A 22759-nucleotide genomic window follows, 5' to 3' on the forward strand; every position below is an offset into this window, starting at 1 on the left:
CGGATGGACAGAAGAAAGAGCTTAAAATCGATTGTACTGGGCTCCGTCGCCGGAGGACTGGCCATGCATGGTTGCAGGCCATCCTCGGAAGGGACGGAACTGACAGAGGCACCAAAGATTACCTATCCGGGCAGGGTGCCACAGGAAATTGAACAGATAAAGGAACTCAGGGACGAACAGTTCCTGAATCCGCATGAAGTGGAGACATTGACGGTTCTATGTGACCTTATACTTCCCCCCTCGGAAAAGTACAAGGGGGCTTCGGATGCGGATGTGGTCGGTTTTATTGAATTCATGAGCAAGGATGAGGAAAACTTCCAGCCAGATATCCGTGGGGGTGTCATGTGGCTAGATCATAAGAGCAATACTGAATACGGCTTGGAGTTCAAGAAGATTACTCCAGCCCAGCAGAAGACAATCCTGGACGGGATAGCTTATTATGACCCAGAGGTACCAAGCTCGGAAAGACCTTTTGAGGTGAATTTCTTTTCCTTGGTAAGAAACCTGACAATGACCGGCTTCTATACGAGTAAGATCGGAATCGAGGAGATAGGCTATAAGGGAAACCAACCCAATGTGTGGGACGGAGTACCGGATGACGTTTTGGAACAGCACGGGGTGTCCTACGACGAGGAATGGTTGGCCAAGTGTATAGATCAGAGTAAACGGGGAATTATAGCCGAATGGGATGAGAATGGAAACCTTATAAAATGATGTACATAATTTAACCAAACCTTTTTTATGGAAAAACAAAGTACATAAATCGGGTTTGAGTTAGTTTAGTTAATCTGAAACAGGCTCCTAAAAGGAGCCTGTTTTTTTATCGTAGCAGTTTTAATAAAATAAAAGTTATAAATCATCGATCAATAGTTTTCATCTTTTGTCAAGATGACTAAGGCAATACCGCGTGACCAATCTTTAATGCTGCAATGCACGAATTAGTCAAAGCGAAACTAGCACCTTAACACTATCTTTTTGTTCTCGTTTGTGAATGACATGTTCCATGATTTGTAACTAGTGTGGATTTTGGTCGTTTCCTTCCCTTTTTTGGTTACCACGACAGCTGATTGACCAGCTAATTTTGTCATGTAATAATGATGGAATCAAATCGGGGAACTATGAAAACAATCAATTTTATAAACAAAGTGCTGCTATCTTTTGTTATGATAGGGATAAGCGTCCAAGCACAAACAATGGACACAGGTGTTGAAACCAATCAAATGGTTGAAAATTCCTTGCAACTCTTCAAGCAACTATCAAACGATATTGCACTTAAGGAAGAATTTAACTACCGGCAGGAACTTAAGGACTCCAGATCTGATAATTCCGTGTTTTATTTCAGGGACACAACCCTGAGCAAGACCAAGTTGTTAAGGCACTTTAAACGTGCAGCAAGAAATTCGGACAACAGCATACAGTTCAAGACCTATTTTTTGGAAAAGCAACTGTACTTTATCAATAACCTAGATAGAAAAACCCTTTCCGGAATGTATGATGCCATGCGTTCAAAAATCTTGAACGGATACTTGGATATATTGGCAGTATTCGCAGCTACTGACCAAATAATACCAACCATGGTCCGTAGTTAAGATTTTGGTCATTTTTGAAAATAATATGGTTATCAAGAATGGCAACCCCTCCTATAATTTTGTTCACCTAATCTAAAATCAAAGTAGAAATCATGATACGACTAAATTTAAACACAAAGAAAAACCTGACCATAGGTGTCATGGTTTTGGCGATATCAGTATTCATTTATGCTTTCACAAGTGCTGAAAATGAAACTGAAAAACAAGAATCGGGGATGGCGGCACTTCCGGTAGAGGTCGCCAAGCCTATATATGAAAGCATTACCGAATGGGACGAATACACCGGTAGATTTGAGGCCAGTAGCAGGGTAGAGGTACGTGCCCGTGTGAGCGGCTTTTTGGAAAAAGTCAACTTCCAGGACGGTGAACTTGTTAAAAAAGGACAGACACTTTTTGTCATCGACCAAAGACCTTACAGAATTGCTTTGGATGAGGCCAAGGCCAATTATGCCCAAGCTTTGGCTTCCCTAAAAACTGCACAGGACAATTTTGAGAGAGTGGAATCTTTAAGGGAAACAGGAGCGTTGTCCATTGAAGAATACGATAGAAGAAAACAGGCCCTTGTACATGCAGAGGCAAGTATCCAATTGGCACAGGCAAAGGTCGACAATGCCAAACTCAATTTGGAATTCACGGAAGTAAAGGCACCTATTTCTGGACTGGTTAGCCGGGACAGGGTCAATGAGGGCAATATTATTGATGGAGGCAGCGCTAATTCCACCGTGTTGACCACTATCGTTGCAACTAGCCCCATACATTTCTATTTTACCGGAAGTGAATCGGATTACTTAAAATATGTACGATTGGCAAGAAATGGGGAACGTGGCGAGGCACGGTCCGAAGCATTGCCCGTTTTTATCAAACTTCTGGATGAAGATCAATTTGTACACGAGGCCGTACTGGACTTTGTGGACAATGAAATAGACAATAATTCAGGAACTATTGAAAGCAGGGCGGTTCTTGAGAACAAAGACCACTTACTTGAACCTGGAATGTACGGTAAGGCCAGGTTATTGGGAAGTGCGGAACACAAGGCAATGATGGTCCCCGATGAGATTATTGGCACCAATCAATCCATTAGATATATCTACACCCTGTCTGATGACAACCAAGTAGTAAGCAAGGCAGTAACATTGGGCCCTTTGCATTCCAATGGACTTAGGATTGTAAGGGGAGGCATATCACCGGACGACAAGGTCATTGTCAATAATCTACAAAAGATAAGACCGGGCATGGTGGTAAATCCGTCTCAAGTAGCCATTCAAGGAGAGGTTAACAACCTTACAGCGGTGGCCCAAGCAGATTGATATTGGAGGAGCTGCCAACCGCAAAATAAAAACCAATAAAAAAGCATACTTCTATTGCCCTCCAAACCCTATTTGAAAAAGGTGTTTGGAAGGGTGCCGGGAGAACTATCATCAAAAAGTAAAAACAATGAAATTCAGTCATATATTTATTAAAAGGCCCATATTCGCCGCAGTACTCAGCGTACTGATTCTGATTGTGGGAGGGCTTGCCTACGTCTCTTTGCCCATTTCACAATTTCCGGATGTGGCGCCCCCAACCATTGAGGTCGTGGCAATTTATCCCGGCGCAAACGCACAGACCCTTTCCGAGAGCGTAGCCGCACCTTTGGAGAAAGAGATCAATGGAGTTGAGGATATGATCTACATGACCTCACAATCATCAGCCGATGGGCGAGTGGTACTACAGGTAGCCTTTGAATTGGGGACAGACCTCGACAAGGCACAGGTACAGGTGCAAAACCGGGTGGCCATAGCGGAACCACGACTGCCAGAATCGGTAAAAAGGTTGGGAATCACCACCAAAAAGATATCGCCGGATATGCTTCTTGTAGTGAACATGTATTCTCCGAAAAAGACCTACGACCAGACCTATATGGGGAACTATGCCGTGCTCCAACTCAAAGATGAACTAGCCCGTATCAAAGGGGTTGGGGATATCCAGATTTTTGGAGCGGCCGAATATGCCATGCGCATTTGGCTCAACCCCGACAAAATTGCGACATTGGACATCACTGCTGGAGAAGTGGTCGCAGCCCTAAGGGCTCAGAACGTACAGATTGCTAGTGGTACGTTGAACGCCCTCCCTTCCGGGAGCCAATCTGCCTTTGAGGTGAATATACAGACCCAAGGAAAACTGGTGACCACGGAACAGTTTGAAAATGTGATTATCAAATCAAGTGGGGATGGGAGAATTGTTCGCCTTAAAGATGTTGGCCGTGTAGAACTTGGCGCTCAGAACTACGCCACAAAAGGATATTTGGGCAAGGACCCAGCCATAGCCATGCCTATTTTTCAACAACCGGGCGGGAATGCCTTGGAAACTGCTTCTCAGATTCAGGACAAAATGGAGGAACTGTCCAAAAGTTTCCCGAACGATCTTGAATATAAAATAGCGTACAATCCCACTGAATTTATCCAAAAGTCGGTTGATGAGGTGTACCGTACCATTTTTGAAGCAGTAATTTTAGTGGTCTTGGTGATTCTCTTGTTCCTCCAATCCTGGAGGGCGGCCATCATTCCAATTCTTGCCATACCCGTTTCGCTCATCGGTACTTTTGCGGTGATGCAGGCAATCGGGTTCTCGCTGAACAACCTTACCTTGTTCGGATTGGTTCTTGCCATCGGAATTGTGGTGGACGATGCCATTGTAGTGGTCGAAAATATGGAAAGGTATTTGGCAAAGGGATTATCCCCGAAAGAAGCTGCCTTCAAGACGATGGACGAAGTCGGGGGAGCTTTGGTCGCTATTGGATTGGTTTTGATAGCCGTTTTCATTCCAACTGCATTTTTAGAGGGCATTTCCGGACAATTTTATAAGCAATTCGGGATGACGATTGCCGTTGCCACTGCCATATCGGTTTTCGTGTCCCTTACCTTGAGCCCGGCCATGGCTGCATTGCTCATGAAGCACGAGGATAGATCTTCAACAAAGAAGACGGCGATATGGTTACGACCGTTGGCCTTTATTGGAAATCGTTTCAACGCTTTTATGGATTGGGTTTCCGAGCGCTATGGAAAAGCGGTGCAAAAATTGGTACGTACCGCCACCATGGTCATGGCAGTCTATTTTGGACTGATCGCCATTACAGGATTTGAGTTCAATAGGGTGCCCCAAGGATTTATCCCGGCTATGGACCAGCAGTATTTCATTACCATTGTCCAGCTTCCCCCGGGTTCCTCGCTGACCAGAACCGATAAGGTTGTCCGTGAAGTACTTGACTTGGGCTTGGATATTGATGGTGTGGAAAATGCCGTGTCCTTTACAGGATTTGATGCAGCATCGTTTACCAATGCATCCAATGCAGCAGCCGTGTTCTTGACCTTGGAGGATTTTGACATTAGAAATGAAAAAGGCCTGGCATATGAAGATTTGTTGGGAACCGTAAGAGCAAAGTTTAGCCAAATTGATGATGCCATTGTATTGGTTATCCCGCCACCATCGGTAAGGGGTATCGGTAATGCAGGTGGGTTCAGGATGATGGTCCAGGATAGGGGGAACCTGGGAACGGAAGAACTCCTCAAGGCTACCAATGAGCTGGCCATGGCGGCCAATCAGGACCCTATATTAAACAACGTGTTCAGCTTTTTCAACAACCAGACCCCTCAATTATTCTTGGATATTGATCGCGTAAAGGCCGAAAAATTGGGAATCGATGTGGGGGATATCTTCCAATCCTTGGAGATTTACATGGGTTCCGCCTTTGTGAACGAATTCAATTACTTGGGAAGAACTTTTCAGGTAACGGCCCAAGCCGATGCCCCAAACCGGTTGACACCCGATGATATTTCAAGGATAAAGGTCCGCAACGATAAAGGTGAGATGGTTCCCTTGGGTACCGTTTCCAAACAAGAGGATATTGCCGGACCTTCACGAATCCCAAGATTTAATCTGTATCCGTCAGCTTCTCTCAATGGGGATTTTGCTCCTGGCCATAGCTCAGGTGAAGGGTTGGACCGGATGGAAGAATTGGCTGCGGAAATACTGCCACAAGGCTTGTCCTATCAATGGACGGAAATTGCCTATCAAGAAAGAAAAGCGGGCAATACCGCAGGTATAGCATTTTTATTGGCGGTCGTGTTTGTATTCCTTTTGTTGGCCGCTCAGTTCGAGAGCTTGGTATTGCCATTGGCGGTAATCTTCATTGTGCCCATGGTATTGTTATCCGCTATGATCGGAGTCGACCTGGCGGGATTGGACAATAACATCATGGTACAGATTGGACTGGTAGTGCTTGTGGGACTGGCGAGTAAGAACGCTATTTTGATCGTGGAGTTCGCCAAACAATTGGAGGACCAAGGGGAAGAACTGAAAACCGCGGTAATTGAAGCCTCAAAACTGCGATTGAGACCTATACTAATGACGGCGATGGCCTTCATCCTGGGAGTTGTTCCATTGGCCATTGCAACAGGAGCAGGTTCGGAATTACGCGTGTCCTTGGGTATCGCCGTATTCAGTGGAATGCTCGGCGTGACCGTTTTCGGAATTTTCTTGACCCCTGTATTCTATTATTTGGGCAGAAAATGGTCATTAAAAAGGGCTGTAAGAGAGAATAAGAAGCTGGTTCATCAATTAAATTAAAATCAAGCAACAATGAAAAATTCAATAATAGTAACCATAATAGCATTCCTGTTGGCCTCTTGTGGAATCACAAAAAGAGATTACAATGTTCAAAATGATGCTGGTGTAAAGCAGGATTTCCTAGCGAAGGAAATTAGTGAGAAAGCGTATACCGAAGCAGCGATAACAAAAGAATGGTGGTCAGAATTCAATGATCCCATTCTTGATACGCTCATTGAAAAGGCCAGAAAGCACAATCTGGATATCAATACGGCAGTCGCAAATTACAAGGCATCACGGGCTTTTCTCAAAGAAAACAAATTGGACCGATTGCCAACGGTGACCGCCAATGGCAATTATACCCGTACCCGTTTGGGAGAGAATGTATTTGTTCAGGGCAGCAACCCTACCTTTAATACGTATAATGCAAGTTTTGACGCTTTTTGGGAAGCTGACCTTTTCGGTAGGGTAACCAATAGAATCAAAGGGGCGTATGCCAATAGTAATCTTGCCTTGGCCGATATGCACGGAATGTACGTAAGCATATTTGCTGAAGTGGCCAATAATTACATGGAGCTTCGCGGTACACAATATTTGCTCGATATCGCCCAACGTAACTTACAGGGGCAACAGGAAACTTATGAGCTCACGGTCAAATTAACGGAAGCGGGTACCAGTAACAGCCTTGATGTATCCCGGGCATTGGCCCAATTGGAAAGCACCCGAGCCAGTATTCCACCTTTGGAGGCCAGGATAGAGGCATTGAAGAACAGTTTGAGCGTGCTTATTGGAGAGGTTCCCGGAAATTTGGGAAATGAAGTTGTTGACAAAAAGCCATTGCCAAGCCTACCTGCAACAGTAGCTCTGGGCGATGTTAGGGAAATGCTCAGAAGAAGGCCCGATGTCCGTAGGGCGGAGGCTGCACTTCAGGCGCGAATTGCTGCCTATAATATTTCTGTGGCCGACCTCTATCCAAAGATCGAGTTTGGTGGTTCGGTTGGATTTTCGGCAGTCGATTTTGCGAATTTTGGTGAAAAACCATCTTTTACTTGGACCTTGATGCCCAGTATCAGTTGGGCCGCTTTTAACCTAGGTCGGGTAAAACAACAGATCAAACGGAACGATGCACAGGCCATTGCCGCCCTCAATCAATATGAAAAAGCGGTACTGCAGGGACTGGAAGATATCAAGACCTCCTTGGCAAACTATACCAAAGAGCTGGAACGAAGGGAGATCTTGCGTATTTCATCCGAGGCAAGTGCTCAGGCAGCAACCTTTGCCAGGCAGCGCTTTAACTCTGGATTGGACAGTTTTATTGATTACCTAAATGCTGACAACGCTTTGTTGCAGGCTGAGAATGCGTTAGCTTTAAGCGAGATTTCGTCGGCGACCTCCCTAATAGCCATTTACAAGGCCTTGGGCGGCGGTTGGGAAATCATTTCAGAAGAAGAATTGGATACTAAATTTGAAAACTTGCATCTGGCCAGTGCCGATGCCAATTAAAACTTAGGTTGTAAGGTGGATCGGATATTTTGGACAAAAAATAGCGCCGATCCACTACAAGATATATGAACAAGGCCGATATACCTGTTTTTGAAAATACGAACGATTTACATGAGGCCATTGGTTTTGCCCATAGGAGCCATATGCCCAATTTTGATGTGTTTCCAGTAGAAGACATGGAAGCTTCATCGAGAAGGTGTATGCCGCCATATCGTCAAGGATTTTATCAGATAGGGTTGTTGAACTATACAGGAAAGAGTCAACTCAATCTCAATACCGATACCTTGGAATTGAATGAGTTTCCTTTATGGTTTGTGGTTCCAGGACAGGTGTTCTCTTGGTTTAGGGATGAAAAGATGTCGGGGTATTATGTGATGTTCAGAAAGGAGTTTTTGATCAATACCTTTCCTGATTTACAGAAGGATTTTCCTTTTTTGAAAATGTCCGAAAACAATGTGCTGATGCTCACCAAAGAAGAACATGAGTCGTTGTATTTTGATATGGAGCGGATGCATTCGGTATTTAAAAACCCGCATCCATATCAGGAGAAAATGTTGGAGGGAATGCTCGGTTCCTTACTATATTTCTGTAAGGCAATCCATGAGCGGCATAAAACAACTGAAAATCACCTGAGCAGGTCACAGATCATTGCAAATCAGTTTGAAGCGTTGGTGGACAAAATGTATGTGGATACCAAAAACGTGAGCGATTATGCGGAAGAATTGAACATAACACCGAACTACCTGACCACGACCATCAAGAAATTGACAGGAAAAAGTGCAAAGGACATTATTCAGGAACGGCTTTTGATGGAAAGTAAGAGCCTATTGAAATATTCGGGACTGGATATCGCTGAGATCGCCTATCGCCTAAATTTTCAAGAACCGACACATTTTACTAGGTTCTTCAAAAATTTGAGCGGAGTAACGCCAAATCAATTTAGGAGAATGTAAATAGTTTGATACCGATTTGACCAACAATAAATTGAGAAAAGAAATACTACTAAGAATGAAAAACCATATGCTAAATTTGTAACATGAAATAAATGAGTAATGAAGAATGATAAATATGTTGCCGTTGTAACGGAAGCAGGTAACGGACTGGGTCACAAGTTTGCCAAAATCCTATTGGATTACGGGTATGAAGTCCTAATAGCCGCCTGTGGAGAAAGTTATCGGTCACTTTCCAAGGATGCCGAGGAATTGCATGGATATGAGCTTTTGGAAATTGATTTTACGTCTGAGAAGAGTTTGGGCGTACTTGAAAATACCGTTAGGGAATCCTACGGTAAATTGGACTTGCTGATAAACAACGCAGAAATAGTCAATGGTTTTGGCCACAAGATCGATCAGATCAATATTGAGGAAATCAAGGAAGTATATGAGGTCAATTTCTTTTCGGTGATACGGACCATTCAAGCATTTAAACCTTTGTTGAACGAAAGTGATGCACCCCGAATCATCAATATTACAAGCTCCTTGGGCGACATCGATAAAATGAAGGATGAAAGCTTTTGCTATTCCGGTTATAGCCTTACAGCATATTCAACCTCTAAAGCGGCGCTCAACATGTTTACCCATTTGCAATGCAAGGAATTTAAGCCTTCGAAGATCAAAGTGTACAGTTTTGACCCGGTCAACATGAAAAATTGTACATATAATTCCGTTACTATATGTGATCAGGTGAAAGATGAGTTTATTTCCTTGATTGAAAGAAAGCCAATGGGGGTATAGGTTTTCCTATCGAAAACACCATGCCAACCCCCTTGCTTAAAATCAATTAGGTATGGCTTAAAATTTAAACGCCTTTTTCACAACCAATAAAAGACTTCTTTTCCTTTGTCAATCAATTAAACAGGAAACATGAAGTGTAAATTTGCGACCTTCTTAGGGACACCAACTGGAATGTTTCATCCGTATAGCTACCCAAAATGTCCTCAAATAAGCGATGGTCCATTACTTTTAAAGGGTTCTATGCAGCTTTCGCCTTCCCACTTTTCATTGAAATGCCCAAAAACCAAATAGTCACATGTGATATGAATCTTCTTTAAACTTTCACAGCTTATCAAGAAGGGCATAAGTGCCCAAATTAAATAGTTCAACTCATATTTTTTGATTATAGAAGTCGGTTAAAAAAACAGCGGTGTCCGACTACTGTTTTATTCGAGAAGGTTGTTTTTTTGAAGATAGGAGGAACAGCGGTAAAATGTTCAACTTGTGAAGGTGGGCCAGTATCCATTTGCCACCTATTGCATAGAAGGCATCATCACTGTGGTTTAGCTTTCGCTGACAAGCTATATGAAACCTTGCCACTGATTTCACTCTACCCATCCATCGGGAATATTGGCAGTTTGATAACGTGTTTCCTTATAAATACTATTATAGCATATTTGACAATATGTAGGTCTCTCAAAGGATCGGAACCCCCACAAATAATAATTTGTGGCTTCTGCGGGGTCATTGAAATCCAAACTGATGGAATGCCCGGGAATAAATCTCTCATACTCCTCTCGGTACATCAGATCCTTTTTATATTCCGCCCTAAGACCTTTAATGAAAACAGGCGAAAGGACCTTTTCCGGGATTGAACGGATATTCCCTTCCGTCTTCCGAAAAGTAGACTGATAGTACCTCCTGTCCTTTTGAAGGACACCTATATTTTTTCAATTGCATCTCCATGTTACATATGTCATAGCATTTGTTACATAGTTACAAGCTGGGCTCCACGTCTTCACATAGCTTTGGAACCATAAAAGTACAGAGAATGCCCGCTTACAAAGAATCTGAGGCACTCTATGATTTCAAGCCGCACACCTTTTTAATAACTGACGCACCGTGGTGAAATGGATACGGACCGATGCAAATCAAAATTGTAAAATAAATAAATCCCGGCGAGAATTGAACGGATGAACGGTGTGTTTGAAATCGGTTTCCGGTACAAGTTGAGGGCAAAGGATGAGATGTGGCAAAATTAACATTCAAAATAAAACAACATTAAAACAAAAAATCATGAAAGTATGGAGCTTACTTAGGATTTTCTTTGCGGTAGTTCTACTATCGGCCTGTGGCAATTCAGAAAAGAAGGATAAAACGGATTCCGAAAGTTCGGGAATGGAAATAAAAATTAAAAAGGGTGATGATATCGACCTTGACCAAAAGGGGGACTATACACAATTATACACTGTTAGCGAAGATTGTAAGCTTACCAACGAACAGTTGGCAGAGGCTTTGGGCTATACCGTCGATCAAGTAGAGGAACAGAGCAATTATCAAGGCAATTGTTGGTACAAGGTGACCCACCCCGACGGAATTACGGTCAATTATGGAATCAGGTTGGAAAAATGGGGAGATCTTGGAATTGTGTCCGATGAAATTAAGAGCGGACTTAAGAACGAGTTGATAGAAATGCGGATAAGTAGTTCCGGGGACACATATTTAAAGCGACATCCGGCGCAGGGCTTCCTGTTATTGTTGAATACCAATTATGCAAATCCCATACAAATAAGTTATAGCTACTTGAACACTGACGGTCCTAAACTTACTGAAGCGCAAAAAGAAGAGCGCAAGGCCAACACTTATACTATAGCCAACTATCTCATTGAACATTATCAAAAATAAGCGGATATGAAACCAGTGAAAACATTTTTTTTGGTCTGTTTCTTAATCATTGGAGCCCTGCGTTGCCATGCACAGCCCTTCACTTTGGACAAGGCGATAGATCCGGTGGAACTGAAACTACTTGAAGATACCAGAAGTGGCCACGAGGGAGAATTGGGCATTGTTTACTTTAGTCGGCTTACGGATTCTGTAATGTACCACTATGTGACCGGACATGATCTTTACAACTTTGTTGATGTGATGGTGACCAGTGTAGAAGGGATTCCTTTAAAAGTCAGCTTGGCCAAAGAAAATTGGAAGAATGTTCAGGCCGTTCAGAACACGGTCAATGCCCAGGATGGCATTGTGGACTTCAAGATTCGTACTTGGGGCAGTTTTGGCATTAAGGTAGAAACGGAAAAGGCGGACAATTCCCTTTACAACATTACCGTGTTGGCCAGTCCAGAAAAGAAGGCCTATTTGGACAGTCCCTTTAGAACGATCAACACAAGCGAATTGAAATCTAGTGGTGGGACCATAACAGATAACACCGATGGTTCAAGTTCAGGTAAAGGCAATAACAATTCCATCTTGTACATTCTTCTTGGTGCAGCCCTATTGGTAATCGGCCTATTGGCAGGCAAGCTACTGGGCAAAAAAGGGAAGAACACTACTGTGATCCTATTATTTATCATGAGCTTCCCTTTTGAAGCATTTTCCCAGGCCCAAGCGGGTGAATTTCTTTCCATGGAACAGTTCGAGGCCTTCAAGAGGACATCCATGGAAGACCTCAATACACGACTCAATATCCTGGAGAGTGAACGAAAGTCCGTTGATAAAGTGGTCAAGGATTTGGACAAGACCATATCCACGATAAGGAAACAATGGGACAACGTAAAGATGCTCTATGATGTGTACAACAATGGGTTGGGCAAGTGCATCAGTTCTGCTCCGCCCGCCCAAAGTCCCTCCATACCCTCCATTTGCACGGACCTGTACTTTGACGATAATGGCGAAATATTGGAAGGGGAAGACCAAGGTTGTGCCGAATGTTATGTGGATGCTCGTAAAAAGCTCAATGACATCAGGTATCAATTTGAAAAATTAGCCACCATCTACAAATGCACCAAGGACTTTTCCAATGCGGCACTTTCCTTTGGTGACGACGTTTCTGGTTTTACCCCGGGAGGAGTGGGAGGGCTAGCTTGGCAAGCGGAGCGAAGAAAAATTGAAAAGTCGGTAACCGATCTTGAACAGGCTTATGATAACAAGTATGGCGAATTCCTCCAGAGCTTGGCCGATGCCATGATGGAACTCAACATTTGTGAGGCAAAATACGGAGTTGAGGATTGGTACGACCGTTTTGGTTACATGTATTTTGAATTTATGAAGGACAAGTACCAAAGAAAGGACTGATGAGAGTAAAAATATTGCTTGTCGTATTGTTGGCCATTAGTTTCGGATTTTGGGTAGGCTGTAAATCTGTGAATCCCCCAGTTTCCTACACAAACAAAGATATTATTGGGTCATGGGAAGGGTGTGATGGACGTGTCGTTACTTTTTCCAAAGATGAAAATGGAGGGGTCCTTGGACGCTATTCAAAACTAGGAGGGCTTGGAAGGTACAGATTTAGCTTGAACGAAATTGGGTTCCATATTACTCAAAAAAAGCCCGGAACCTATGTAGGACAAGTAAAATGGAAGAATACCATGGGCAATGAGACATGGCGGGAAGAAACCATTGAGGTAGAAGGCAACATATTGAAAACAACCAGTTCTGATAACTGTGGTAAAGAGTTAAAGCGCGTCAAAGGACCATGAAACCATAAACCTATGTACTCGTAACTGGGTCTCATCTTATCTAATATATACCATTCGAAAAAGTACATGTTTTTGGCTGGTCAGCACATATATGTACCGGCAACTTTGTTATTCAAAATTGTGATTTACAGATGGTCTATAAAACTAAGATCCAGTTTGCGCTATTGGGATGTCAAATAATCAAGTGATCCTGATTTCGTCTTATCCATTTGGTGCTATTTGATTTGAATCAAGAATCGAAGCTATTGAGCAAAGAAATCCGATAAAACTATGTTAGCTTAAGAGTATTGGATTAAAAAACAAAAACGACCATGAACATAATTTACGAATACGACAATGTAGCCCAAAGCGATCGGTTCGAAGCGATGGCAAAAGAAAAATTGATGAAGCTTTCAAACAAGTTCGAGATGGTCATTAGGGCAGATGTCTTTTTTAAGGAAGAGAACACCTCTTCCGACGAGACGGGCAAGATATGCAACATTCGTTTGAGTCTTCCAGGACCCCGTTTGTTCGCGGACTCGAGTAAAGAAAACTTTGTCATGGCGATTGGCGAATCCGTGGATAATTTGGAACGTCAATTAAGAAAACATAAAGAAAAATTAAATCAATAGTAACCCTAAATATAAATCACATTATGAAATTGAAAGATAAAAAAATAGCGATATTGGCCACAAACGGCTTTGAGAAATCAGAATTATTCGAACCTTTAAATGCCCTAAAGGAGAAAGGTGCAGAAGTACATGTAGTATCACCGGAGAGCGGTACCATTAAAAGCTGGGACAAAAAAGATTGGGGAGAAAGTGTTTCGGTAGATTTGACCCTTGACCAAGCAGACCCAACGGATTACGATAGTCTCGTACTGCCAGGAGGAGTAATCAATCCTGATTTGCTGAGAATCAACGATGACGCCATATCATTTATTCAGTCGTTCTTCAAGAGAAGTAAACCAGTTGCCGCAATATGCCATGCGCCTTGGTTGTTGATAAGTGCCGACGTTATCGAAAACAGAAAAGTAACTTCCTATAAGAGTATAAAGAAAGATGTTATTAACGCCGGAGCCCATTGGGAAGACAAAGAAGTGGTCGTGGACCAAGGATTGGTGACCAGTCGAAATCCCAATGACCTACCCGCCTTTATTTCCAAAATCGTTGAAGAGACTTTGGAAGGAAAGCACAGAGGACAGACGGTGAACGCGTAAGAAATCAACACATTTGATTAGAAGAGCCCCTGATTCAGGGGCTTTTTTGTTGCCCATATGGGCTGTTCCATTGCAAAAGAGAATAATTCTCTCTCCCAATTGATAATTGAGCACTTTCTCTTCAGCCCTTTGACTTCACTAGGGTTTTTATGCTTTGTATTCATCCGATATCATTTGAGGGCTTATCAAGGGTGAACAATCAGGAGTTCGGTTTTTTTATTGGTATTGTTCTATCTTTAATGAACTTTTTGAATATGATTTTACCTTCGAATCAACCTGAAATCACTTAAAAAATAAACCAAACTAAATGAGAGATACCATCAAAATCTTTATGCTGCTATTGTTTCTGATTCAACTATCGTGTCAGGAAAATACCAAAGTGAATGCTCCAGAGCCGATAGGGGCAATTCCTTCTGAAGAACAATTGGCTTGGCATAAGATGGAAAAAAATGCCTTTATTCATTTTACCATCAACACTTTTACGAACAAGGAATGGGGTTACGGCGACGAATCGCCAGAGCTGTTCAATCCTACGGCGTTTAATCCCGATCAATGGATGCAGACCTTGAAAGAAGCTGGTTTTAAAGGTGTGATTTTAACGGCAAAGCACCATGATGGATTTGCATTGTGGCCTTCAAAATACACGGAACACTCCATTAAAAACAGTCCGTTCCAATCGGGCAATGGCGATATTGTAAAGGCAGTTTCAGAATCGGCCAAAAAGCACGGCCTTAAATTTGGGGTCTATCTTTCACCGTGGGACAGAAACCGGTCAGATTATGGGGAAGCATCCTACATTACCTATTACCGGAACCAGTTGAAAGAATTATTTACCCAATACGGACCTGTTTTTGAGATGTGGTTCGATGGGGCCAACGGCGGTGACGGTTATTATGGGGGCGCCAGGGAAGAGCGGACCATAGATCGGCAAAATTACTACGATTGGCCGACCACGTTAAAAATGGTGGATTCCATACAGCCCAGTGTACTTTTTTTTAGTGATGCCGGTCCCGATATGCGTTGGGTGGGCAACGAACGGGGAATTGGGGGAAAGACCAATTGGAACACCATAACCCCCGATACACTATACGCAGGCAAGTTCGGTATTGAAGATTTGTTGCAACGAGGAACCCCGGGCGGAAGCGATTGGATTCCGGCAGAAGTAAACGTATCTATAAGGCCGGGATGGTTTTATCACGAAGCGGAGGATTCCCTGGTGAGAACCCCGGAAAATTTGTTCCAGCGTTATCTGACTTCGGTTGGACGAGGGTCTACTTGGTTGCTGAACATACCTCCCGATACCAGGGGGTTGTTTCATGAGAACGATGTAGCTGCTTTGCAGGGGTTCAAAAAAATACTGGATAGTGTTTTTGATGTTGATATGGCCCGGTCTGCAGAAATAACGGCCAGTTCTTTTCGAGGAATGGATGAAAGATTTGCCCCCAAAAACTTAAATGATGGGGATGAAACTACATACTGGGCAACTGACGACGTTGTGACCCATGCTTCTTTTATGGTGGACTTGGGGTCGGAAAAGGAATTGAACTATCTTGTATTGCAAGAGCACATACAACTGGGACAGCGGGTAGCTGCCTTCGATGTATGGGCCTGGCAAAATGGTGTCTGGGAAAAAGTGACAAGTGAGACCACCATTGGGTACAAGCGGATTTTGGAGCTTAATGGTTTGGAAGCTTCCAAAATAAAGGTTGAAATAACGGCTGCACTTGAGTGTCCGGTCATTTCCAACGTGGAACTTTATTGATTTTTGAAAATTGTCGCTTACCGCTGCCTTTTCGAGAGTTAGGCTTTACATGTTATTGTTTTTAGTAGGATTAGGAGGGATTTCTAAGTGAAAGTTATTTTTGTTCCTTTATCATGTTGGTCCCGATGAACTGCTACATTTTAAATAGGGTCATTTCTGTTGTAAAAAAAATGATAAAACCCCAAGAATTGGAAGTTTAGGTAAAGCGGGCAAATAAATTATAAGCTATGTATTATTCGAACAAGGATATTTTGGAACTGGATAAAATCGTCCGTCTTAAGATCATAAATTCCATCACAGGTATAAAGCCTGCCAACTTAATTGGTACGCTTAATGATGACAAAGTAACCAATTTGGCCATTTTCAGTTCCGTGGTCCATCTGGGCAGTCAGCCCCCGCTTTTGGGTTTTATCGCAAGGCCAAAATCAGAGGATTCCGGTCACACCCTTCGCAATATTGAGCAAAATGGCGTTTACACCATCAACCATATCCATCCCGAATTTGTTCAACGGGCGCATTATACTTCCGCTAAATTTGACGAACACATTTCCGAATTTGACCGATGTGGATTTTCGGAAGAATATATCCAGGATTTTAAGGCACCTTTTGTCAAGGAGAGCCATGTTAAAATGGGCATGGTACTGAAAGATATGATTCCCATTCCTTTCAATGGAACTACCTTGGTCATTGGGGAAATTGCACATCTCGTATTACCGGACGCTGCCATGGATAGCGGAGATATTAATCTAGAGCAGCTCCAATCTACCGGTATTTCCGGACTCAATAGTTACTACCAAGTAAAGAAAGTTGCACAGTACCCGTATGTAAGGGTAGGGGAAGTGCCGGATTTTGAATGATGGTTTAGCTTAGTCTCGAATACCTTTCATTAAATCGGCATCTCAACTTCAATCGAGGTTCCTACGTCCTTTTTCGAGTCAATATGAAGCCTTCCGTTGACACTGTTTACCATTTCGGCAACCAATTGAAGGCCCAAACCATATCCTTTTTCACCATCTGTTCCTTGATTGGACTTGATTGCTTCGTTTTTCAGGTCCTCTAATTTTTCTTTTGACATGCCCATTCCGTTATCCGAAACCTTAACCTTTAGAAAGGATATTTCACCCTTCTCAACAATGTCAAGAGTGACGGTGATTTCACCATGGGCAGGGGTAAATTTGATGGCATTGGCAATCAGGTTTCCAAAAATGGGAAGAAGTTTTCTCCTTGAAAATTGAAAATCATCCTTTGTACTGTCAAAGCTAATTTGAAGCTGTATCTCTTTGTTCCGGGCAGGAACCAGATAAAGTGCGTCCAAGTGTTCTTTCAACGAGGAAAGATTAAAATAATTCTGTTCTTGGATATTTTTGCGCTTTTCCAAGATATCATCCGTTAGGTCCATTAATTTGGAGACCGAGCGGTTGATCATGTTAAAATACATTTTGGACTCCTCGCTATCCATTTCCTCGTCTATGTTCGTGGTAAGTCCAAGTATGCCTCCCAAAGGACTCCTGATGTCATGTGCCATTTGGTAGCGCTCCTTTATAGCTTTGGAGAGTTCATCTTCCAATTTTTCCAATCTTTTCAGATTTTCCAATTTTTCCACAATTTCGTCGGCAATCAATTGGAGCAATTCTTTCTTTTCAAGGGAAATATTTTTTTCGCCATGATCTATTACACACAATGCCCCAATGTTTTCACCGGTGCTTACCTTGAGCGGGATTCCGAGGTAATACTTGAACCCGTCGTTTTTAACGAAGGATTTGTCCCTAAACCTTTTATCTTGGTCAAGGTGTGGTACCTCCATCATTTTTTCATCAAGGATGGTGTATTGACAAACGGAGTCCTCACGGTCAATTTGGGAGAGGTTCGCATCCGAGGATGCCACGGTCCATTGCGAATAAGTGTCAATAAGATTTATAAAGGAGATGTCCGTATCCGTGATATGGGCGGCCAGTTGGACCAATCGTTGAAATTCGCTCTGGAGTTGGGAATAGTCCAAATCCAGTTCGTTCAGTTTCTTGACCCGTTTATATTCTTCAAGAGCGTTCATGGTATCCTTCTGCATCATTAATCACAATTATTTTACAACCTACTGGTTACAACGTAATTTGCCCTATCTTATTTGAAAGAATAGTATTATAATTTAAATACGCTTTGTCAAAATCTTTTCAAAAGCCCTTTTGAACAACCTGTCCAAAAAGGAATAAATCCAAGTATTTCAATATCAGATATTCTATACTGCAATGTTAAGTGAGGTTTGAGAAAAATGTGTTCTTCTTTGGGGACATCATCTCCAAATTTGGAACAATAAAGGAATTCTCCAGAACCTTTTATCAAACTAGTCTAAAAGAAGAGGAATTGTTCGACAGCTGGGACAGCAGATATTTATCATTTCAAAAATAGCGGACCAAAAGTTTAGATATGTCAACAAATCGTTGCACTTTTTGACCATTGGCCTACTTATATTTTTGTTGTTGGTGATTTACTGCACTGTGGCAGCCCTTATCTGATTATATCAAATGGTTTTTGAAAAGTAGAATGGTCACATACCTATATTGTCCGGCAATGTAGGTTGGTTGGCCATTACCCACAGGGTTTTGCACAAAGGATTACAAGGGTATGAAAATCTGTTATCATAATTTTTACAATATTTTGTAAGTAAAACGTTACTTACTTATAGCAAAACCCCGAAATGCTAAAAAGGATCATATTAGTTATTACCGCCATTATCACTCTGGTATCGATTTTGGCCATATTGGGATGGATGTTCCAAATTGAATCGTTGACACGGGTCCTGTCGGATCTCCCTTCCATGAAATTCAATACGGCATTTTGTTTCATACTATTGGGTGTAGTTATTTTTCTTATTGTCAAGCATTACAACCTTGTATTGCCACATACGATCAATGCACTTTTATTGATTATGGTATCGATTACCCTAAGTCAGGATATTTTCGGGATTGATCTTGGGATCGACCAATTTTTTATTGAAGACCGTTTGGGTATTCTTTTGGGAAAACAACATCCGGGAAGGATGTCCTCGGCAACCTCATTGTCTTTCTTGTTCTTGGGTATATCCTTGTTGTTGATACTGTTGGGAAAGTCCAAAGGCATACGATTGGCGGCCTATTTGTCCCAATGCGTTGCTTTTTTCTCCTTTTTGGCCATCACCGCTTATTTTTTTGTGATTCCAACAGAGGAAAAAATAAACTTTATTTCCTCCATGGACATTCACACGGCAATGGGATTCCTATTGGCAAGCACGGCCATATCCTTAATGATCCCAAAATTTGGCATTACCGAACTCTTTATCGGTAGGGGTATAGGGAACCATCTCATGCAGCGATTGTTCTTTCAACTAACGGCTTTGTCGTTATTGATTTCATATGCTGTCTTTACAGCCTATAAAAAGGGTTTCTTGGAACCTGGCTTTTCCATAGCCTTGGTAGAGGTCGCTTTTATCTCGGCCCTGCTCTTTATTTTGATGATCCTGATTCCTACCATAAACAAATTGGAACTGGATAGAAGAATTGCTGAGAAGGAACTCCATGCCACTAGCACCTATTTAAATGCCACGCCCGATCCCATAGTTGTGATCAACGAATCTGGCACCATTATGCTTTCCAATACGTTGATGAAAAAATCTTTTGGCTTAGATACGGTCGATCTAGAAGGAAAAAACATAAACCATTTTGTGACCGGGGATTTTGCCGAGGTCCATAGGAACCATATTTGGGAGTTTTCATTTTTTGGTCCTTCAAAAGAAGAAAATAGAGAAGAAGGCAATATTACCTCCATTATAGAGACGAACTTTATCAAAAGTCAAAATAAAAAAGTCCCTGTTGAGATGACATTGAATTCGATTGTTACTCAAAAGGGCTACAATACCATAGTTGCCTTCAGGGACATTTCTAGAAGGATCCAAGCGGAAAAAAATTTTAAAAAGGCAAACGATAAAGTTCTGGCAGCCTTGGATGCCTCGATCATTGGAATATGGGACTATGATATTGCAGACGGTTCCATTGTTTGGGACGATACCATGTACAATATTTATGGTTTGGACAAGCAAAAGCACCCTATCAAATTTTCCATCTGGGCCAATTTGGTCCATAAGGATGATATAGATAGACTCTTAAAGGTGCTTGAGGACTCTATTGCGAAAAAGACCACCTACGCTGGGGATTTCAGGATTGTTTGGCCGAACGGGACCATACGATATATAAGGGCAAAGGGATCGGTGCACTTGAACGAGGCAGGTGAGGTGGTGCGAATGCTGGGAACCAATTGGGACATTACCGAACAGAAGACCTACGAGCTTGCCCTGGAAGCGAGCACGGAACAAAATAGAATGTTCATTGATGAAGCGCCCACGGCAATAGCCATGTTCGATACAAATATGGTGTACTTGGCGGCATCCAAAAAATGGCTCGAAGATTACCATATTAACGAAAGCGTAATTGGAAGGTCTCATTATGAGGTGTTTCCGGAAATAGGCGATGATTGGAAAAAAATACATCAGGAGTGCCTGAACGGAGCCGTAAATACCTGTGATGAAGCTGTTTTTGAAAGGGCCGACGGTTCCAAGCAGTGGATTACATGGGAAGTGAAGCCCTGGTACAAGAAACCGGGCGAAGTCGGCGGATTGCTCATGTTCACGGCCAACATTACCCAGTTCAAGGAAAATATCATGGAACGTTTGCGCTTGCAGGATATGCTGGATCAATCCAACGAGATAGCAAAAATTGGGAGTTGGGAATACGATTCTGCTCGGGATATACTGGGTTGTAGTGCAATAACCAAAAAGATTTATGCCATCCCACCCCATCACGAACCAAATTTAGCGGGGATACTTTCCTTTTATGCCGACGAAGATGCGGAAAAACTGGAAACCGCCATTCAACGGTCCCTTAAAGAATCGCATTCCTTTGATATGGAATTGCAAATAACTGCAGCGGATTCCAAGCAAAAATGGGTGAGAATTATTGGTAGGACAAGAAACTCGGAACTTGATGGAAAGGTTTATGGCATACTACAGGACATCACAAAAATGAAAATGTATGAAACATCACTGATCCAGGAAAAACAAAAAGCCGAGGCCGCCAGTAAATCCAAATCTGAATTTTTGGCCAATATGAGCCACGAGATCAGGACCCCTCTTAACGGGGTTATCGGGTTTACCGATCTTTTGATGAAAACCCAATTGTCCGAAAGCCAGTCCGAGTACATGCAAACCGTTTATAATTCGGCAAACCACCTTTTGGACATTATCAATGATGTGCTCGATTTTTCTAAAATTGAAGCGGGTAAGTTGGAATTGAACATTGAAAAAACAGACCTGATCGAGCTTTGTGACCAAACCATGGATATTGTAAAGCATCAGGCACATGCCAAAGGCCTTGAAATATTGTTGGATATCTCCCCAGAAATAGACCGTTTTATCTATGCGGATTCCGTTCGCCTACGCCAAATACTTACCAACCTTTTGGGCAATGCGGTAAAGTTTACCAACAAGGGAGAAGTTGAATTAAAAGTCAGACATAGACCGGAATTGGGATCCAACAAGGACAAAAAGTGCTTTGCGTTTTCCATACGGGACACTGGGGTGGGGATAGCCGAGCACAACCTGGACAAGATTTTCCGTGCATTTGATCAAGAAGATGCTTCTACCACCAGAAAATTTGGAGGAACCGGGCTTGGACTCACCATAAGCAACCGCCTTCTCAATTTCATGGGCAGTTCCTTAAAGGTCGAAAGCAAGATCAATCAGGGAAGCGTGTTTTCTTTTGTGGTTGAATTTGAAACCGAGAAGGAAAGTGCCGAGGGACAAAGCCAACTGAAATCACAGGTAAAAAAGGTGCTGGTGGTCGATGACAACGAAAACAATAGGATCATTCTTCGGGAAATGTTAAAGTTGTACCATATTGAATCGGTATTGGTAGAGCACGGCATCGAGGCATTGGAAGTCCTAAAAAAACAATCGGACTTTGATTTGATGATTCTTGATTACAACATGCCCTACTTAAATGGTGTGGAAGTAATGCAACATGTTCGGGAAAAGTTTGAAATGGATGAAAAACAGCTACCCATAATGTTGTTGCACAGCTCCATTGAAGATGTGGGCATCAAACAGGCCTGTGACCGATATGGGGTGAAGTTCAATATCTCCAAACCCGTTATGTCCCAAGATCTTCAATCCGTCTTGGGCAAAGTTGGAGCCTTAAACCCAAATGGTGAGGCCAAGGTTGCCAAACCCGAAGGGGACAAGGAACTGGAACTTCTGGAACCCACCATTCTTGTTGCCGAGGACAATCCGGTAAACAGGTTTTTGGCAACTACGCTTCTCAAAAAAATAGTGCCCCGGTGTAAGATTGTCGAGGCCAACGATGGTTCGGAAGCCGTGGCATGCTTCACAAAAGAACCGTTCGATATTGTTTTTATGGACATTCAAATGCCTGTCATGAGCGGTTTTGATGCCACCCAAAAAATTAGGGAACTAGAGCAATCCGAGGGTCATGTTCCCATCATTGCCCTTACCGCAAGGAACATCAAGGGCGAAAAAGAGCGCTGCTTGGAACAGGGAATGGATGACTACGTTACAAAACCTGTCGTATATGAGACCCTGAAAAAAGTTATGGTAAAATTTCTCCTACAAAAAATATCGTAAATTATCAGTGTTTCGTACAATTTAATCCACGATTTTATGTTTA

The 22759-nt window shown here is 42.5% G+C and carries 17 protein-coding genes; 15 read left to right on the plus strand and 2 right to left on the minus strand.

All coding sequences use genetic code 11. The features are described from left to right. Positions 1-3 precede the first annotated feature (3 nt). From SD449_RS18395 to SD449_RS18425, 7 genes are all read left to right on the plus strand, one after another. The gene (locus tag SD449_RS18395; protein WP_318312698.1) at positions 4-714 is read left to right on the plus strand and encodes a gluconate 2-dehydrogenase subunit 3 family protein; all 711 of its coding nucleotides are present in this window, start codon (positions 4-6) and stop codon (positions 712-714) included. Positions 715-1118: 404 nt separating this feature from the next. Further along, a complete protein-coding gene (locus SD449_RS18400) occupies positions 1119-1589 on the plus strand; it encodes a hypothetical protein (protein WP_318312699.1) in 471 nt (156 codons plus the stop codon). A 92-nt stretch (positions 1590-1681) separates the two neighbouring features. Continuing rightward, complete coding sequence (locus SD449_RS18405) at positions 1682-2896, plus strand: efflux RND transporter periplasmic adaptor subunit (protein WP_318312701.1); 1215 nt, start codon at positions 1682-1684, stop codon at positions 2894-2896. Positions 2897-3023: 127 nt separating this feature from the next. Continuing rightward, on the plus strand, positions 3024-6194 hold the full coding sequence (locus tag SD449_RS18410) for an efflux RND transporter permease subunit (protein ID WP_318312703.1): 3171 nt from the start codon (positions 3024-3026) through the stop codon (positions 6192-6194). Positions 6195-6206: 12 nt separating this feature from the next. Next, on the plus strand, positions 6207-7676 hold the full coding sequence (locus tag SD449_RS18415) for a TolC family protein (protein WP_318312705.1): 1470 nt from the start codon (positions 6207-6209) through the stop codon (positions 7674-7676). A 65-nt stretch (positions 7677-7741) separates the two neighbouring features. Continuing rightward, a complete protein-coding gene (locus SD449_RS18420) occupies positions 7742-8629 on the plus strand; it encodes a helix-turn-helix domain-containing protein (RefSeq protein WP_166248512.1) in 888 nt (295 codons plus the stop codon). A 99-nt stretch (positions 8630-8728) separates the two neighbouring features. Next, positions 8729-9409 (plus strand): SDR family NAD(P)-dependent oxidoreductase, encoded by a 681-nt coding sequence (locus tag SD449_RS18425; protein WP_318312706.1) that lies wholly within the window; start codon positions 8729-8731, stop codon positions 9407-9409. A gap of 584 nt (positions 9410-9993) precedes the next feature. Here SD449_RS18425 and SD449_RS19215 read toward each other — a convergent pair. Further along, positions 9994-10332, minus strand: coding sequence for a DUF4249 family protein (locus tag SD449_RS19215; RefSeq protein ID WP_404828081.1), 339 nt, complete (start codon positions 10330-10332; stop codon positions 9994-9996). A gap of 352 nt (positions 10333-10684) precedes the next feature. Here SD449_RS19215 and SD449_RS18435 point away from each other — a divergent pair, with 352 nt between their 5' ends. From SD449_RS18435 to SD449_RS18465, 7 genes are all read left to right on the plus strand, one after another. After that, entirely contained in the window at positions 10685-11293 is a 609-nt protein-coding gene (locus SD449_RS18435; protein ID WP_318312709.1) for a hypothetical protein, read from the plus strand. 6 nt (positions 11294-11299) lie between these two features. Continuing rightward, positions 11300-12688, plus strand: a complete 1389-nt coding sequence (locus SD449_RS18440) for a hypothetical protein (protein ID WP_318312710.1) — start codon at positions 11300-11302, stop codon at positions 12686-12688. Beyond that, the gene (locus SD449_RS18445) at positions 12688-13092 is read left to right on the plus strand and encodes a hypothetical protein (protein WP_318312711.1); all 405 of its coding nucleotides are present in this window, start codon (positions 12688-12690) and stop codon (positions 13090-13092) included. The genes SD449_RS18440 and SD449_RS18445 overlap by 1 nt, the downstream gene beginning before the upstream one ends. 311 nt (positions 13093-13403) lie before the next feature. Then, on the plus strand, positions 13404-13703 hold the full coding sequence (gene hpf / locus SD449_RS18450; protein ID WP_318312713.1) for a ribosome hibernation-promoting factor, HPF/YfiA family: 300 nt from the start codon (positions 13404-13406) through the stop codon (positions 13701-13703). A 23-nt stretch (positions 13704-13726) separates the two neighbouring features. After that, positions 13727-14290, plus strand: a complete 564-nt coding sequence (locus SD449_RS18455) for a type 1 glutamine amidotransferase domain-containing protein (protein WP_318312714.1) — start codon at positions 13727-13729, stop codon at positions 14288-14290. A gap of 307 nt (positions 14291-14597) precedes the next feature. Then, complete coding sequence (locus SD449_RS18460; RefSeq protein WP_318312715.1) at positions 14598-16052, plus strand: alpha-L-fucosidase; 1455 nt, start codon at positions 14598-14600, stop codon at positions 16050-16052. A gap of 227 nt (positions 16053-16279) precedes the next feature. Then, positions 16280-16909 (plus strand): flavin reductase family protein, encoded by a 630-nt coding sequence (locus SD449_RS18465; RefSeq protein WP_318312717.1) that lies wholly within the window; start codon positions 16280-16282, stop codon positions 16907-16909. A gap of 29 nt (positions 16910-16938) precedes the next feature. Here SD449_RS18465 and SD449_RS18470 read toward each other — a convergent pair whose 3' ends face one another. Then, a complete protein-coding gene (locus SD449_RS18470) occupies positions 16939-18120 on the minus strand; it encodes a GAF domain-containing sensor histidine kinase (protein WP_318312719.1) in 1182 nt (393 codons plus the stop codon). 624 nt (positions 18121-18744) lie between these two features. On the opposite strand from SD449_RS18470, the gene SD449_RS18475 reads away from it, so the two are divergent. After that, positions 18745-22716: a response regulator gene (locus tag SD449_RS18475; protein ID WP_318312721.1), complete on the plus strand. Its 3972-nt coding sequence runs from the start codon at positions 18745-18747 to the stop codon at positions 22714-22716. Positions 22717-22759 lie beyond the last annotated feature (43 nt).

This window comes from Flagellimonas crocea, from assembly GCF_033441595.1.
GTDB classification, from domain to species: Bacteria; Bacteroidota; Bacteroidia; order Flavobacteriales; family Flavobacteriaceae; genus Flagellimonas; species Flagellimonas crocea.

Excerpts from the sequence above, each read along its gene's own strand:
- SD449_RS18395 (WP_318312698.1), top strand. The coding sequence starts at position 4 with ATGGACAGAAGAAAGAGCTTAAAATCGATTGTACTGGGCTCCGTCGCC.
- SD449_RS18400 (WP_318312699.1), top strand. The coding sequence starts at position 1,119 with ATGAAAACAATCAATTTTATAAACAAAGTGCTGCTATCTTTTGTTATG.
- SD449_RS18405 (WP_318312701.1), top strand. The coding sequence starts at position 1,682 with ATGATACGACTAAATTTAAACACAAAGAAAAACCTGACCATAGGTGTC.
- SD449_RS18410 (WP_318312703.1), top strand. The coding sequence starts at position 3,024 with ATGAAATTCAGTCATATATTTATTAAAAGGCCCATATTCGCCGCAGTA.
- SD449_RS18415 (WP_318312705.1), top strand. The coding sequence starts at position 6,207 with ATGAAAAATTCAATAATAGTAACCATAATAGCATTCCTGTTGGCCTCT.
- SD449_RS18420 (WP_166248512.1), top strand. The coding sequence starts at position 7,742 with ATGAACAAGGCCGATATACCTGTTTTTGAAAATACGAACGATTTACAT.
- SD449_RS18425 (WP_318312706.1), top strand. The coding sequence starts at position 8,729 with ATGAAGAATGATAAATATGTTGCCGTTGTAACGGAAGCAGGTAACGGA.
- SD449_RS18435 (WP_318312709.1), top strand. The coding sequence starts at position 10,685 with ATGAAAGTATGGAGCTTACTTAGGATTTTCTTTGCGGTAGTTCTACTA.
- SD449_RS18440 (WP_318312710.1), top strand. The coding sequence starts at position 11,300 with ATGAAACCAGTGAAAACATTTTTTTTGGTCTGTTTCTTAATCATTGGA.
- SD449_RS18445 (WP_318312711.1), top strand. The coding sequence starts at position 12,688 with ATGAGAGTAAAAATATTGCTTGTCGTATTGTTGGCCATTAGTTTCGGA.
- hpf (WP_318312713.1), top strand. The coding sequence starts at position 13,404 with ATGAACATAATTTACGAATACGACAATGTAGCCCAAAGCGATCGGTTC.
- SD449_RS18455 (WP_318312714.1), top strand. The coding sequence starts at position 13,727 with ATGAAATTGAAAGATAAAAAAATAGCGATATTGGCCACAAACGGCTTT.
- SD449_RS18460 (WP_318312715.1), top strand. The coding sequence starts at position 14,598 with ATGAGAGATACCATCAAAATCTTTATGCTGCTATTGTTTCTGATTCAA.
- SD449_RS18465 (WP_318312717.1), top strand. The coding sequence starts at position 16,280 with ATGTATTATTCGAACAAGGATATTTTGGAACTGGATAAAATCGTCCGT.
- SD449_RS18470 (WP_318312719.1), bottom strand. The coding sequence starts at position 18,120 with ATGATGCAGAAGGATACCATGAACGCTCTTGAAGAATATAAACGGGTC.
- SD449_RS18475 (WP_318312721.1), top strand. The coding sequence starts at position 18,745 with ATGCTAAAAAGGATCATATTAGTTATTACCGCCATTATCACTCTGGTA.